This window comes from Ornithinimicrobium carbonis (genome assembly GCF_977012275.1).
The window spans coordinates 281,689-295,209 of the sequence record NZ_OZ348993.1; the positions used below are offsets into that span (position 1 = coordinate 281,689).

Here is a 13,521-nt window from a genome sequence, read left to right on the forward strand (position 1 = left end):
CGTCGCGGGAACGACCGGGGGCGCAGGCCCCACCCGCTCAGGAACGGCGGGTCCCGCTCAGGAGCGGCTCGTCCCGCTCAGGAGCGGCTCGTCCCGCCCTGCGGGCGGGTCAGCATGAGGCCGACCGCGGCCGCTCCTGCCGCCAGCGCCTCACCGAGGATGCTGACGACCTTCTCCGGCGACCAGAGCGGGTCGTACATCGAGGGGATCGGGCCGATGGCCGGCACGTCGACGAAGTGGTAGAGCAGCACCGGTCCCAGCGCCGACAGCGCGACCAGGAGAGCGACCGCGTAGGCCCACCACCGGCCGGTGACCAGCACCAGCACCGCGACCACGGCAGCCGCGGCACCCTGGGCACGGAAGAGGTTGCCGCCGCCGATCCCGCCCGGCGCGGCGATGTCCATCACCGGGGCCATCCGCAGGTGGACGAAGGCGTCCACCGCCAGCCCGAGGACGACCAGCGCCCGCACGACGAGCTCGGTGCGGCGGGTCGTGCCCGGGGTCTCGGTGCGTCCCGGCGACCGGGCGAGCGTGCGCATCCTGCTCACCCCTCCACGACGAGCGTGTCGGTCATGTTCGGGTGCGGCGTGCAGTGGAAGGGGTACTCCCCCGCCTCGTCCGGCACGGTGAAGGTGACCTCCTCGCCCGGCCCGACCACCACGTCGAAGGCGTCCCCCTCGTCGGCGGTGACGGTGTGGCCCACGCCGTCCTCGTTGCGGACGGTGATCTCGGCCCCGGGCATCACCGAGTCGGGCACCTCGTACTCGAAGTCCTCGATGACGATGATGAGGTCGTCGTCGTCGTCATCATCGTCGTCGTCGCTGGTCGCTGCCGCGCCCTGCGTGGACTCCTCGGTGGTCTCCTCGGCGCTGGAGTCCTCCGTCATCGACTCCTCGCCCGTCTCCTCGGCGGTCGTGTCCTCGGTGGCCGCGGGGGTGGAGGCCGACGGGGTGTCCTCCTCGGCGGTGGGGGTGGAGGAGTCACCGCCGCACGCGGTGAGCAGGCCGAGCGCGAGCGCGAACGCGCCGGCACGGACGGGGAGGCGGGGAAGGCTGCGGACCTGGGGCTGGGCGTTGGCGTTCATGGGGGTGGTACGTCCCACGCCTCAGTCGGGATTGCGCCCGACGTCGGCGGTCGCCCAGACCCGGCCGGACTCGGCGACGAGCTCGACCGCGACCGGCTCGGTGCCGGCGACCGGGACGACCCAGCTGTTGGCGTGGTCGGCCGACAGGCTCCACTCGGCGACGTCCTCGACGGACCCGTCGGCGAGGAGCAGGCGGCAGGTGTAGCGCCGTCCCACCGGGCCGTCCTCGACCTCCACGACGAGCACGTCCCCCGTGCTGTCGTAGCTCTGGGAGACCCTGCCCACCCGGACCCCCTCCCCCGTGACCAGTGCGGCGGACCACGGGGTGTCGGCCGGCTCCTCGTCCGGCCGCACCAGGGCGGCCGTGACGCCTGCTCCCGCCACCAGGCCGATCAGACCGGCCGCCGCCAGCTGCAGGACCGCGCGGCGGCCGGGTCGGGGGGCCGCACCTGCGCCGACCTGCTCCGCCGCGTCCACCGCGTCCACCGTCACCGGGTGGCGCAGAGCGTCGAGCCGGGCCAGCACCCTGGACTCGAAGGTGGGGGGCGGAGCCAGCCGGGGGACCGCGGGCAGCACCAGCTCGACGGCCCCGGCGAGGTCGTCGTAGTCGCGGCGGCAGGAGCGGCACACGCCCAGGTGCCGCACCACCTCGTCGCGGGCGGCGTGATCGGCCTGTCCCAGCACGACCGCGACGAGGAGGTCCTCCTCGGGGTGCAGGTCCTGACCGACGGACGGCTCAGTCATGCTCCATCTCCTTGGCGGCGCGCAGGCGGCGCAACCCGGTGCGGATGCGGGTCTTGGCGGTCCCCAGCGGGATGCCCTCCCGCTCCCCCACCTCGGCCGCGGTGCAGCCCCCGAGCACGGCCAGCACGACGGCCCGGGCCTGCTCCGGGGCCACCCGGTGCAGCTGACGGACCGCCTGCTCGGCCTCGATCCGGTGCAGGGCGCCCTCCTGCAGGTCCGGGGAGGAGCGCAGCGAGTCCTGCAGCAGCTGGTTGAGGATCTCGTCGTCGGTGGGGCTGCTGCGGCGCGCACGCACGGCGTCGATGGCCGCGTTGCGGGTGATCGTCAGCAGCCACGTGAGCACCGAGGCCCGTCGGGGGTCGTAGCCGGCGGCCGCGCCCCAGGCCCGTACGAAGACCTCCTGGCAGACGTCCTCGGCCAGCGCGGGGTCGTGGGTGATCCCCACCGCCATGCCGAAGACGGGCGCCTGGAAGCGCCGGACGAAGGCGGCGGACACCGCCGGGTCGTCCAGTGCGAGCCCGGCCAGCAGCGCGCCGTCGTCGGCGCGGTCCGCCCGGGAGACGGCGGCCATGTCTGAGAGTACGTCCGGGGGGACCTCCATGGATTGCCGCCGCTCAGAGGAGGGTCGTGCCCAGGAAGACCAGGTATGCCGCGAGCGCCGCCCAGGCGGCCCCGGCGACGGCCGCGGAGGGGGCGCGCACGGCATACAGGACCCCGCTGACCGCGAGCAGGAGCCAGCACAGCGGATGCCCCCAGCGCACGGCCAGGGCCTGGAGGCCGGCGGCGGTGTCCGCCCGGTCGGGCACGACCACCGTCCAGATCCCGGCGAGGGTCAGCGCCGCGGCGGCCCCGCCCAGCCCGACCACCCGGCGGTGCCCCTCCAGCCACGGTCCCGGCCCCTCCACCTCCGTCACCGCCCGGCGCGCGGGGTGCCGGCGACCGGGACCGTGGCGTCGGGCACGGCCAGCTCGACCTCCCCCGGCCACACCCGTGCTGCCTCGGCACGCGCCTCCTGGGGGTCGGTCCAGGGCGGCAGGTGGGTGAGCATCAACCGGCGGGCGCCGGCGTCGCGCGCGGCCTGCGCGGCCCGGTGGGCGGTCAGGTGGACTCCACGTCCGGGATCGCGGCCCTCCAGGTAGGACGCCTCCGCCAGCACCAGGTCGGCACCGGCCATGATCGGCTCCAGGCCGGGGCAGGTGTCGGTGTCCCCGGTGTAGGCGAGGACGAGGCCGTCGGCCTCGACCCGCAGGCCGTAGGCGGGGACGGGGTGCAGGACGGCGTAGGGGGTGACGGTGAACGGGCCGACGGCGAACGGCCGGCCGTCGACCAGGTCGACGAAGTCCATCCCCGTGACCGGCTCGGGTCCGGCGACCCCGTAGGCCCGGGCCATCCGCTCCGCGGCACCGGCCGGCGCGTGCACGGGCAGGTCCTGGGTGGCCGGGGAGGGCCCGTAGGAGCGGAGCACCCGGAGCCCGGTCAGGTCGAGGCAGTGGTCGGGGTGCAGGTGCGACAGGACGACGGCGTCCAGCCCCAACGGGTCGATGTGCCGCTGCAGCGCGCCGAGGGCCCCGGGTCCCAGGTCGAGCAGCAGCCGCCAGACCCTCCCCTCCGCCCGGGTGCTCACCAGGTAGCAGCTGGCCGGCGAGGAGGGTCCCGGCAGGGAGCCGGAGCAGCCGACGATGGTCAGGTCCATGGGGCCATCGTGCCCGTCGGGGGGCCGTCGTGTCCCGTGCCGGACGTCACGTGTCGGCGGGCGACCGGGGCGCGGGCAGCACCCGGTGGAGGATGTCCGCCACGCTGACCAGCCCGACGACACGGTTCCCGTCGGCGACGACCGCGAGCTGCTCGGCGCTGTCCCTCATGCGACCGAGCGCCTCGTAGACCGGGACGTCCCCGGCCAGCACGAACGCCGGCCGGGCCGTCGGGCGGACCGGCTGTCCGGGGTCCTGGGTCAGGGTGTCGCGCACGTGCACCACACCCGGGAGCCCACCGTCCGCGGTCGACAGCAGGATGCGCATGTGCCCGCTGGTGGCCGCGGCCACCTGGACCTCGTCCACGGTGGCGTCGACCCCGACGGTCACGGGTTCCTGGCCCTCGGGCACCAGGTCGCCCACCGTGAGCCGCTCCAGCTCGAGGACGTCGGAGATCTGGGTCTGGAAGGACTCGTCGAGCGCGCCCTTGGCCGCCGACTGCTCGACGAGGTGACGGATCGTCTCCGCGTCCTGACCGCCGACGGCGGCACGGTCCACCGGAGTGACCCCGCTGGCCCGCACGAGCCGGTTGGCCAGGTTGTTCACTCCCACGAGCAGAGGCCGGACGACCCAGATGAAGGCGCGGCCGGGAATGGCGACCAGCTTGGCCGCCCTCTCCGGGTGGGCGATCGCCCAGGACTTGGGGGCCATCTCGCCGACGACCAGGTGCAGGAAGGTCACCAGCAGCAGGGAGAGGGCGAACGAGGTCCCGCCAGCCAGCCAGCCGGGGACCCCCAGGGTCTGCAGGGCGGGGCCGAGCCACCGGTCCACGGCCGGCTTGGTGATCGCCCCGAGCGCGAAGGTGGCCGCGGTGATCCCGAGCTGGGCGCCGGCGAGCATGAGGGTGAGCTCGTTGACGCCCTTGAGCGCTGCCCTCGCGGACCGGGAGGTGGCGGCCTCGGCCTCGAGCCGGTGGCGGCGGGCGCCGAGCAGGGCGAACTCGATGATGACGAAGAAGGCGCTGAGGACGATCAGCAGCGCGGTGACGAGGAGGACGACCAGGGGGTCGCTCATCGGGTCTCCTCCCTCGGGTCGTCCTGCCCGGGACGGTCCGCTCCGGCGCGGTCGCCGGGCGGGTCGTCGTCGAGCGAGCGGGTGATCAGCCGGACCCTGACCTCGCTGGGCACGTGCCGCGCCACCTCGAGCACCTCGATCTCCAGCATCCTGGTGACCGGCTCGTCGGACACCACCTCCGAGGGGTCGGCCGGCAGCCCCACCGTCACCACCCGCCCCGCCTCCGGCAGCTCCCCCGTCTCGGCAATGACCAGTCCCGCGACCGTCTCGAAGTCCCCGTCCGGCAGGCGGTGCCCGACGGCCCGCTCCACCTCGTCGAGGTGGACGTCGCCGTCCATGCGCCACTCGTCGTCCTCGTGGTCGATGATGAGCTCGGGGGTCTGCTCGTCGTGCTCGTCGGTGATCTCGCCGACGAGCTCCTCGGCCAGGTCCTCCAGGGTGAGGATCCCGGCGAAGCCGCCGTACTCGTCGATGACGCAGGCCATCTGCTGACCGGCGGAACCCAGCTCGTCGACGGCCGCGGGAAGGGGCATGAGGGTGGGGACGACGATCGGGGGGCGCATGACCTCCCGGACGAGGGTCCCGGGCTCCGGGCGTCCCCGCAGCACGTCGACCAGCTGCACGACCCCGACCGGCTCGCCCTGCTCGTCGACGACCGGGTAGCGCGTGTGCGCCCGGGCCATCAGGCCGCGCACCTCGCCCACGGTCGTGTCGGGGGTGATGGTGTCCACCCGGGCCCGCGGGATCATCGCGTGCTCGACGTCCTGGTCCGGGAAGTCCAGGATGCGGTCCAGCAGCATCGACAGCTCCTCCGGCAGGTCGCCGCTGTCGCGGGAGTCGGAGACGATCCGCCCCAGGTCCTCGGCGGTCGCGGTCGTGTCCAGGTCGTGGATCGGCTCGATCCCCACCGTCCGCAGGAGGAGGTTGGCCGACTTGTCGAAGAAGCTGATGAGCCAGCCGAAGACGGCCAGGTAGATCAGCGTCGAGCGGGCCAGCCACCGGGCCATCGGGCCGGCGTTGGCAATCGCCAGGTTCTTGGGGTACAGCTCACCGAAGAGCATCTGCACGACGGTCGCGACCGCGAGCGCGGCCACGGTCCCCACCGAGATGCTGACTGCCGGCGAGACGCCGACTCCGCCGAGCAGCGTCCCCAGTGCCTGCCCCACGAGCGGTTCGGCGACGTAGCCGATGAGCAGGCCGGTCACGGTGATCCCCAGCTGGGCGCCGGACAGCATGAACGAGGTCCGCCCGGTGACCTTCAGGGCCCGCTCGGCCGCCGCGTCGCCGGACCTGGCCTGGGCCGCGAGCCGGTTGCGGTCGACCGACATGTAGGCGAACTCCTGGGCCACGAAGTACCCGTTCGCCGCGATGATGAGCAGGATCGCGAGGATGCCGACGAGCAGGAGCAGGATCGCGCCGGTCACGGGCGAAGGCTCCGACGACAGCCGGCGGTCAGGTCGTGCGGTGTCACAGCGATCTCTCCCCAGGGTCGGGCCGCCGTTCCTGGCCCGGTCGGCGGTGGGCTCAGGCTACCCGGCCAGGATCGACCGGAGGAACGAGGTGGTGCGGGTCGTGGAGCGGCTCCGCGCGATGGGGTCTCCTCGCCGACGGCATCGCGTCGATGAGCTCAGGAGGGCTTGTCGTTGAGATAGGCGGTGCTGCTCGCCCATCGTTCGTAATGGTCGAGCACGTCATGACAGACCTGCTCACCCTCGTAGCTGATGAGGTCGTCACCACCCCCGGTCGGGAGCGCCACCGACAGCGTCGTCGTGAGGTCGTCAGCCTCCCGGACCCGCGCTCCGAAGCTGGGCGCGGGAACCCGTCGCACCTGGACCTCGTACCGGAAGCCGCCCCCTTCCCCTGGCACGGTCAGGGTCGCCGTGCGCAGCAGGCGTCCGGTCGCCGACGGCTCGCTGACCGCGACGTCCGCGGCCAACCCTCGCTCTCGCAGGGCCCCTTCGACCTCATGCAGGGCAGGGACGACGACTTCCTCGAAACGGTGGTTCGCCTGACGTACGGAGACAGTGCCCAGGGCCTGGGCCAGCCTTCTCCGCCAAGAGCCTGGAGACCCCGCCGGCTCACGACCGACGATCGACGAGGTGATCGAGGCGCGCGCGGCCGCGTCCGACGCCTTCTCATCCTCGAGCGCGCGGTGCAGCCCGAACATCGTCAGGATCATCACCAGCGCGAACGGCAGACCCATGATGATGGTGGCGCTCTGCAGCGCCGGGATTCCACCGACGAGCAGCATCGCCACGGTGAGCACACCGGTGGCCACGGCCCAGCCGATTCTGAGGGAAGGGTGGGCATCCACCTCCGTGTCCGGCAGCTCCGACGACAGGTTGGCCATGACGAGGGCTCCGGAGTCGGCCGAGGTCACGTAGAACAGGAGCCCCACGAAGGTGGCCAGGGCGACCAGCAGTATCGGGAGCGGGTAGTCCTGCAACAGGGTGAAGAACCCGACCTCCGGAGTGTTCATCGCGGCCTCGCCGAAGGCCTCGTCCCCGCTGCGAATACGGTCGACGGCGCTGTTGCCGAAGATGGTCACCCACATGACGATGTAGCTGAAGGGGATCGTCAGGGTGCCGACCACGAACTGACCGATGGTTCGTCCCTTGGAGATGCGGGCGAGGAACATGCCCACGAAACTCGCCCACGCGATCCACCAGGCCCAGAAGAACAAGGTCCACCACCCCATCCACTCGGCGGGATAGTCGTAGGCCATCGTGTCGAGCGTCATGCCCGGGAACATCGACAAGAAGTCACCGATGTTCATCATGGCGGCACGAAGCAGGAAGGCCGTGCTACCCGTCACGAGGACCCAGGCCGCGAGGACGATGGCAAGAAGGACGTTGAGCTGACTCAGGACACGAATTCCTCGGTCGATCCCGGTGGTGGCCGACACCGTTGCCACGACCACGGCGAGCACCACGAGCCCGATCTGGGCGGGCACACCTTGAGGCACTCCCACCAGGATGTCCAGCCCCACGTTCAGCATCACGACACCGATGCCCAACGAGGTGGCGACGCCGAAGATCGTGCCCAGGACGGTCGCGATGTCCACCGCGTCTCCGATCGGACCACTGATCCGTCTTCCCAATACGGGGTACAACGCAGACCGGACCGCGAGCGGGAGTCCCTTGCGGTGGGCGAAGTAGCCGAGCGCGATGCCCATGAGTGCGTACATGGCCCACCCGGTGATCCCGTAGTGGAACAGGGTCCAGACCGTCGCCTCGCGGGCAGCCTCCAGCGTGCCGCCCTCACCCTGGGGGGGCGCCAGATACTGCGACGCGGGTTCTGCCACGGCGAAGAACATCAGGTCCGTGCCGATCCCTGCGGCGAAGAGCATCGAGGCCCACGTGATGGTGGAGAACTCCGGGCGGTCGTCCTCCCGCCCCAGCCGCACCCTGCTGTGGCGGATCCCGACGTAGACCACGAAGACCAGGATCGCGGTGGCGAGGGCGATGTAGAACCACCCGAACCACTCCGAGATCCACCCCACGGCCACCCCGAGGATCTCCTGGGCGTTCGCGGGGGCCACCAGGGCCCAGCCGGCGACCAGCGCGATGATCGTTCCGGACACGCCGATCACACCCCACCTGGCCCGGGGCCGTCCTGGAGGGGCGACAGGGTCCCCCGGCGCCGGCGTGGTGGATCGCATCGATGGCCTTCCTGGAACTGGTGCCACTAGGTGCAAGGCGGGTCAGGGAAGCGCTGACCTTAGCGCACCGGGCCCTCGTCCTCACGGCCCACGAACGCCCGGTGCACCTGATCGACCTCGGGCCCCAGGAAGCGCCGGGCCAGGAAGGTGAACCCGTGCGGGTCGCCGGTCGTCAGCCACTGGTGCTGCGGTTCGTTGCCCGCCGGGGCGAGCAGGTCGCCGTCGGTGAGCACGCGGAACAGGTCGGCCGCCGTCGCTGCGGCCGAGGAGACGAGGGTGACCTCCTCGCCGAGGACGTACTGCAGGGCCGAGGTGAGCAACGGGTAGTGCGTGCACCCCAGGATGAGGGTGTCCACCCCCTTCTCCTGCAGCGGCCCCAGGTAGCCGCGCGCCGTCTCGATGACCTCGGGGCCGCTGGTGATCCCGGCCTCGACGAGCTCGACGAACCGCGGACACGGCTGGGAGGTCACGTCGACCTCCGGGGGGGCGGCGACGAAGGCGTCCAGGTACGCGCGCGACTGGTGGGTGGCCCGGGTGGAGATCACCCCGATCCGGCCCGAGCGGGTCACCGCCATGGCCCGCCGGACGGCGGGCCGGATCACCTCGACGACGGGCACGTCATACCTCTCCCTGGCGTCCGCCAGGACGGCCGCGGAGGCGCTGTTGCAGGCGATGACGAGGGCCTTGACCCCGTGGTCGACCAGTCGGTCGAGGCACTCCAGGGCGAACTGCCGCACCTCGGCGATCGGCCGCGGGCCGTAGGGGGTGCGCGCGGTGTCGCCGAGGTAGAGGATCGACTCCCGGGGCAGCTGGTCGAGAATCTCCCGCGCGACGGTGAGCCCGCCGAACCCGGAGTCGAAGACCCCGATCGGGGCGTCGGTCATGCGCGGGTCAGTCCTGCTCGTCGGCCGGCTCGGCGGCGACGAACGGGTTGGCCAGGGAGCCGATGCCCTCGATGGTCACCTCGCACCGCTGGCCGGGGCCGACCGGCCCCACCCCCGCGGGCGTGCCGGTGAGCAGCACGTCCCCCGGGAGCAGGGTGAAGGCCGCGGAGGCGTGCGCGATGAGCTCGCCCACGCCGAAGTGCAGGTCGGCGGTCGTGCCGTCCTGCCGCACCTCGCCGTCGACGGTCGTGACGATGCGCAGGTCCGAGACGTCCAGGTCGGTCTCGATCCACGGCCCGAGCGGCGTGAAGGTGTCCATGCCCTTGGCGCGGGCCCACTGGTGGTCGCCGCGCTGCAGGTCACGGGCGGTGACGTCGTTGGCGACCGTGTAGCCGAAGACGACCGAGGCGGCGTCCTTCGCCGCCACGTCCTTGCACAGCCGGCCCACGACCACGGCGAGCTCGCCCTCGTAGGAGATCTCGTGGGCGAACGGGGGGATCACCACCGGGTCCCCGGGCCCGCACACGGAGGTGTTGGGGATGAAGAACATCATCGGTTCCTCGGGCAGCTCGGTGCCCATCTCCCGGGCGTGGTCGGCGTAGTTGCGACCGATCGCCACGACCTTGCTCCGCGGGATGACCGGGGCCAGCAGCCGGACGTCCGCCACCAGGTGGGTCTCTCCGGTGAGCTCGATCCGGGTGTAGAGCGGGTCGCCGGAGATCTCGGCGATCTTCTCGCCCGCCCCGTCCACGAGGCCGAAGCGGGGGTCGTCACCGTCGGTGAATCGGCAGATGCGCATGGGTCACCAGGGTAGGGGGTCGGCACGCGCCACCTACCGGTGAAGGAAGACCCTGGACGACGGGCTCGTGCAGGAGGAAAGTAGGTGATCCAGATCACACACTCGGGAGGACATCGTGAGGATCAGGTATGCAGTCGCGGCCCTGGGCGGTCTCGGGCTCATGACCACCGGGCTGACGACGGTGGCTCAGGCCGACGCCGACGGTGACCGCACCACCTACATCGTCGTCAGCAACGGCGGGTCGCTGCCCGCCCGCTTCGAGCAGCAGGTCCAGCGGGCCGGTGGCACGGTCACCACCGCCCACCCCTTCGGCGTGGCCGTCGTCGAGGCCGGCCCCTCGTTCAGGGGCGTCGCCGGGACGAGCACGGTGGTCGACTCCGGCTTCGACGTCGATCTGGGCCCGCGCGTCGCTCTCGAGGCCCGGCCCGAGAACCTGCCCCCCGCGTCGGGGAACGACGACACGCTCTTCGACCTGCAGTGGGGTCACGTCCCCGTCGGGGCGGTCGAGGCCTGGGAGGCGGGGGTCCGCGGAGCCGGCGTCCGCGTCGCCGTGCTCGACACGGGGTTCGACCTCGACCATCCCGACCTCGCGCCCAACATCGACCTCGCCCTCAGCCGGGACTTCACCGACGAGGGGTTGCAGTACACCCTTGCTGACCCCTTCAGCCACGGCACCCACGTCGCCGGCACGATCGCGGCGGCGGACAACGGCATCGGGGTCATCGGAGTAGCCCCCGAGGCGGAACTCGTGCTCGTCAAGGTGCTCGAGGACGAGGGGTCCGGTGCCTTCGAGGACATCTTCGCCGGCATCCGGCACGCGACCGAGGTCGACGCCGACGTCATCAACATGTCGCTGGGAACCGTGATCCCCCGCAACGCGGCCGGCAACGAGGTCACCCAGCTGGCCAACGCGATGAACCGGGCGATCACCTACGCCCACCAGCAGGGGACGACGGTCGTCGTGTCCGCCGGCAACGAGGCCCAAGACCTGGACGGCGACGGCAACCTCGTCCGGTTCATGACCTCCTCCCCCCACGCCATCGGCATCTCCGCCTACGCCCCCGTGGGCTGGCTCAGCGACTTCTGGGACGGCACCTTCCTGGTGCCGACGACCTACACCAACTACGGCACCTCCATGGTCGACTTCTCCGGGCCGGGCGGGGACACCGCCTACCCGGGCGAGGAGAACTGCACCGTGGCCGGCCTGACCCGGCCGTGCTGGGTCTTCGACCTCGTCTTCAGCACCGGGAGCAGCCTGGACCCGACCGTCGCGTCCTACTACTGGTCCGGCGGGACCTCGATGGCCGCCCCGCACGCCGCGGGGGTCGCCGCGCTGATCATCAGCGAGCACGGTGGCGACATGAAGCCCGCCCAGGTGGAGCGCGAGATGCGACTGCGCGCCATCGACGCAGGCAAGCCGGGCACCGACGACTTCCACGGTCGCGGCGCGGTCCACACCGGCTACTGACCCACCCCTGACGGCGGCCGCTCCCGGACCTCCCGGGGGCGGCCGTCCGTCCGCGGCGGCGGCCGGGACGGCCTACCCTGGATCACCGTGCAGGTGCTTCCTGAGCAGGTATGGCGTGAGCGCGCCGCGGTGCACGCGGTCGCGGTCGCGCAGCTGTCGACCGACCGGCTCGCCCGCCGCGTGGAGGGGCGCCGTCACCCGGTGGACGACTTCCTGTGGGAGTACTACGCCTTCCGCCCCGCCCAGCTGGCCCGCTGGCACCCGGGTCCGGGGGTGGCGCTGGAGCAGGGCGAGGAGCTCGCCGACCGGGCGTACTACGCGCTCGCCGACGGCACGGCATACCTCGACGTCCCTGCCTTCCTGGACCGACGGGGCGCCGCCGTGGAGTTCGTCCGCGACCTTCTGACGTCGACGCTGTCGCGGCCGGGTCGGTTCGGCTGCTTCGGCCTGCACGAGTGGGCGATGGTCTACCGGGCCGGCGAGGAGACGCTGCGGCACCAGGGGTGGCCGCTGCGGCTGGGGCGGGAGGGCACGGATGCCGTCGTCGAGTCGCACACGGTCGCCTGCACCCACGTCGACGCGTTCCGCTTCTTCACCCCCGAGGCCTCACCGCGGAACGCGCTCACCCCCACCCGGGACCGCCAGCGCGAGCTGGAGCAGCCAGGATGCCTGCACGCCGCGATGGACCTCTACAAGTGGTGCTTCAAGCTGGCGCCGGCAGTGCCCAGCGACCTGACGCTGGAGGCCTTCCGCCTCGCCCGGGACGTGCGCGAGCTCGACATGCGCGCGGCGCCCTACGACCTGCGGGAGCTGGGCTACGCGCCGGTGCGGATCGAGACGGCTGAGGGCAAGGCGGAGTACGTCGCGGCCCAGCGGGGGTTCACGCAGCGGTCCAACGCCCTGCGCCGGCGCCTGCTGGAGGTGCTGGACGCGCTCGACTCGCCCGGCTGACCGCCCGCGGTCAGACCAGCTGGTAGAGCCAGCCGTGCCGGTCCTCGGCGCGGCCGTACTGGATGTCCAGCAGCTCCTGCCGCAGCGAGAGGCTGACCTCGTGGGTGTCGGGCATGGTGAGCTCGCCGCCGTTCCAGGCCAGCCGCCCCACGGGCGTGATGACCGCCGCGGTGCCGCAGGCGAAGACCTCGGTGATCTGCCCGGAGGCGACCCCGTCGCGCCACTCGTCGATGGTGAAGCGGCGCTCCTCCACGGTCAGCCCCCGCTCGCGGGCGAGCTCGATCAGCGAGGACCGGGTCACCCCCGGCAGGATCGTGCCGGTCAGCTCGGGGGTGACGATGCGCCCGTCGGCGTAGACGAAGAAGAGGTTCATCCCGCCCAGCTCCTCCACGGCCAGGTGCTCCTGGGCGTCGAGGAAGACGACCTGGTCGCAGCCGTGCTCGATGCCCTCGGCCTGGGACGCCAGGGAGGCGGCGTAGTTGCCTCCGCACTTGGCGGCCCCGGTCCCGCCGGGCGCGGCCCGGACGTACTTCTCGCTGACCCACAGGCTCACCGGCTTCAGGCCACCGGCGAAGTAGGCCCCGGCCGGGGAGCAGATGACGCTGAAGAGCGCCCGGTTGCTCGGACGCACCCCCAAGGCCTCCTCGGTGGCGATCATGAAGGGCCGGATGTAGAGCGAGGTCTCCCCCGACCCGGCCGGCGGGACCCACCCCTGGTCGAGCCGGACGACCTCCTTGATCGCGTCGAGGAACATCGTCGGCGGCAGCTCGGGCAGCGCGAGCCGGCGGGCGGAGGCGTTGAGCCGCTCCGCGTTGCGCTCGGGCCGGAAGGTCCACACCGTCCCGTCCTCGTGCCGGTAGGCCTTGAGCCCCTCGAAGATCTCCTGGCCGTAGTGGAAGACGGCCGCCGAGGGGTCCAGCGGGATGGGACCGTAGGGCACCACCCGGGCGTCGTGCCACCCCTGGTCCTTGTCCCACCCGATCATCGCCATGTGGTCGGTGAACACGTTGCCGAAGCCGGGGTTCTCCAGGACCGCGGCGATCTCCTCCGGGGAGCGGCGCTGCTCGCGCTCGGTGACGGTGAAGGCCGTGGACGTCGTCGTCGTGGTCATGGGACGCAGCGTAGTCGGCGACCCTGACGACGCCTCGCTGCCCTGCCCGGTATG

Annotated in this window: 14 protein-coding genes; 2 read left to right on the forward strand and 12 right to left on the reverse strand. The window is 72.3% G+C overall.

The features are described from left to right. Positions 1–77 precede the first annotated feature (77 nt). From ACWHYA_RS01235 to ACWHYA_RS01285, 11 genes are all read right to left on the reverse strand, one after another. Positions 78–539 carry a hypothetical protein gene (locus tag ACWHYA_RS01235; RefSeq protein ID WP_425939638.1) on the reverse strand — a complete coding sequence of 154 codons (462 nt, stop codon included), beginning with the start codon at positions 537–539 and terminating at the stop codon, positions 78–80. 5 nt (positions 540–544) lie between these two features. Beyond that, on the reverse strand, positions 545–1,084 hold the full coding sequence (locus tag ACWHYA_RS01240) for a cupredoxin domain-containing protein (protein WP_425939636.1): 540 nt from the start codon (positions 1,082–1,084) through the stop codon (positions 545–547). Positions 1,085–1,105: 21 nt separating this feature from the next. Continuing rightward, positions 1,106–1,828 carry a hypothetical protein gene (locus ACWHYA_RS01245; RefSeq protein ID WP_425939634.1) on the reverse strand — a complete coding sequence of 241 codons (723 nt, stop codon included), beginning with the start codon at positions 1,826–1,828 and terminating at the stop codon, positions 1,106–1,108. Beyond that, positions 1,821–2,399 (reverse strand): RNA polymerase sigma factor, encoded by a 579-nt coding sequence (locus ACWHYA_RS01250; RefSeq protein ID WP_425939632.1) that lies wholly within the window; start codon positions 2,397–2,399, stop codon positions 1,821–1,823. Before ACWHYA_RS01250 ends, ACWHYA_RS01245 begins: the two co-directional genes overlap by 8 nt. Before the next feature lie 43 nt (positions 2,400–2,442). Further along, positions 2,443–2,733 carry a hypothetical protein gene (locus ACWHYA_RS01255; protein WP_431473564.1) on the reverse strand — a complete coding sequence of 97 codons (291 nt, stop codon included), beginning with the start codon at positions 2,731–2,733 and terminating at the stop codon, positions 2,443–2,445. A 5-nt stretch (positions 2,734–2,738) separates the two neighbouring features. Next, entirely contained in the window at positions 2,739–3,521 is a 783-nt protein-coding gene (locus ACWHYA_RS01260) for an MBL fold metallo-hydrolase (RefSeq protein WP_425939629.1), read from the reverse strand. Between the two features lie 46 nt (positions 3,522–3,567). After that, complete coding sequence (locus ACWHYA_RS01265) at positions 3,568–4,593, reverse strand: CNNM domain-containing protein (RefSeq protein ID WP_425939627.1); 1,026 nt, start codon at positions 4,591–4,593, stop codon at positions 3,568–3,570. Then, positions 4,590–6,017 carry a hemolysin family protein gene (locus ACWHYA_RS01270; protein ID WP_425939625.1) on the reverse strand — a complete coding sequence of 476 codons (1,428 nt, stop codon included), beginning with the start codon at positions 6,015–6,017 and terminating at the stop codon, positions 4,590–4,592. The genes ACWHYA_RS01265 and ACWHYA_RS01270 overlap by 4 nt, the downstream gene beginning before the upstream one ends. A 203-nt stretch (positions 6,018–6,220) precedes the next feature. Next, on the reverse strand, positions 6,221–8,176 hold the full coding sequence (gene betT / locus ACWHYA_RS01275) for a choline BCCT transporter BetT (RefSeq protein ID WP_431473561.1): 1,956 nt from the start codon (positions 8,174–8,176) through the stop codon (positions 6,221–6,223). Positions 8,177–8,313: 137 nt separating this feature from the next. After that, on the reverse strand, positions 8,314–9,138 hold the full coding sequence (murI, locus tag ACWHYA_RS01280; RefSeq protein WP_425939621.1) for a glutamate racemase: 825 nt from the start codon (positions 9,136–9,138) through the stop codon (positions 8,314–8,316). 7 nt (positions 9,139–9,145) lie between these two features. Further along, on the reverse strand, positions 9,146–9,937 hold the full coding sequence (locus tag ACWHYA_RS01285) for a fumarylacetoacetate hydrolase family protein (protein WP_425939620.1): 792 nt from the start codon (positions 9,935–9,937) through the stop codon (positions 9,146–9,148). A gap of 115 nt (positions 9,938–10,052) precedes the next feature. Between ACWHYA_RS01285 and ACWHYA_RS01290 the strand changes: the two genes are divergently transcribed. After that, a complete protein-coding gene (locus ACWHYA_RS01290) occupies positions 10,053–11,405 on the forward strand; it encodes a S8 family serine peptidase (protein ID WP_425939618.1) in 1,353 nt (450 codons plus the stop codon). An 87-nt stretch (positions 11,406–11,492) separates the two neighbouring features. Continuing rightward, complete coding sequence (locus ACWHYA_RS01295) at positions 11,493–12,356, forward strand: 3-methyladenine DNA glycosylase (RefSeq protein ID WP_425939616.1); 864 nt, start codon at positions 11,493–11,495, stop codon at positions 12,354–12,356. A 10-nt stretch (positions 12,357–12,366) separates the two neighbouring features. On the opposite strand, the gene ACWHYA_RS01300 is transcribed toward ACWHYA_RS01295, so the two are convergent. Further along, positions 12,367–13,467: a branched-chain amino acid aminotransferase gene (locus ACWHYA_RS01300; protein ID WP_425939614.1), complete on the reverse strand. Its 1,101-nt coding sequence runs from the start codon at positions 13,465–13,467 to the stop codon at positions 12,367–12,369. Positions 13,468–13,521 lie beyond the last annotated feature (54 nt).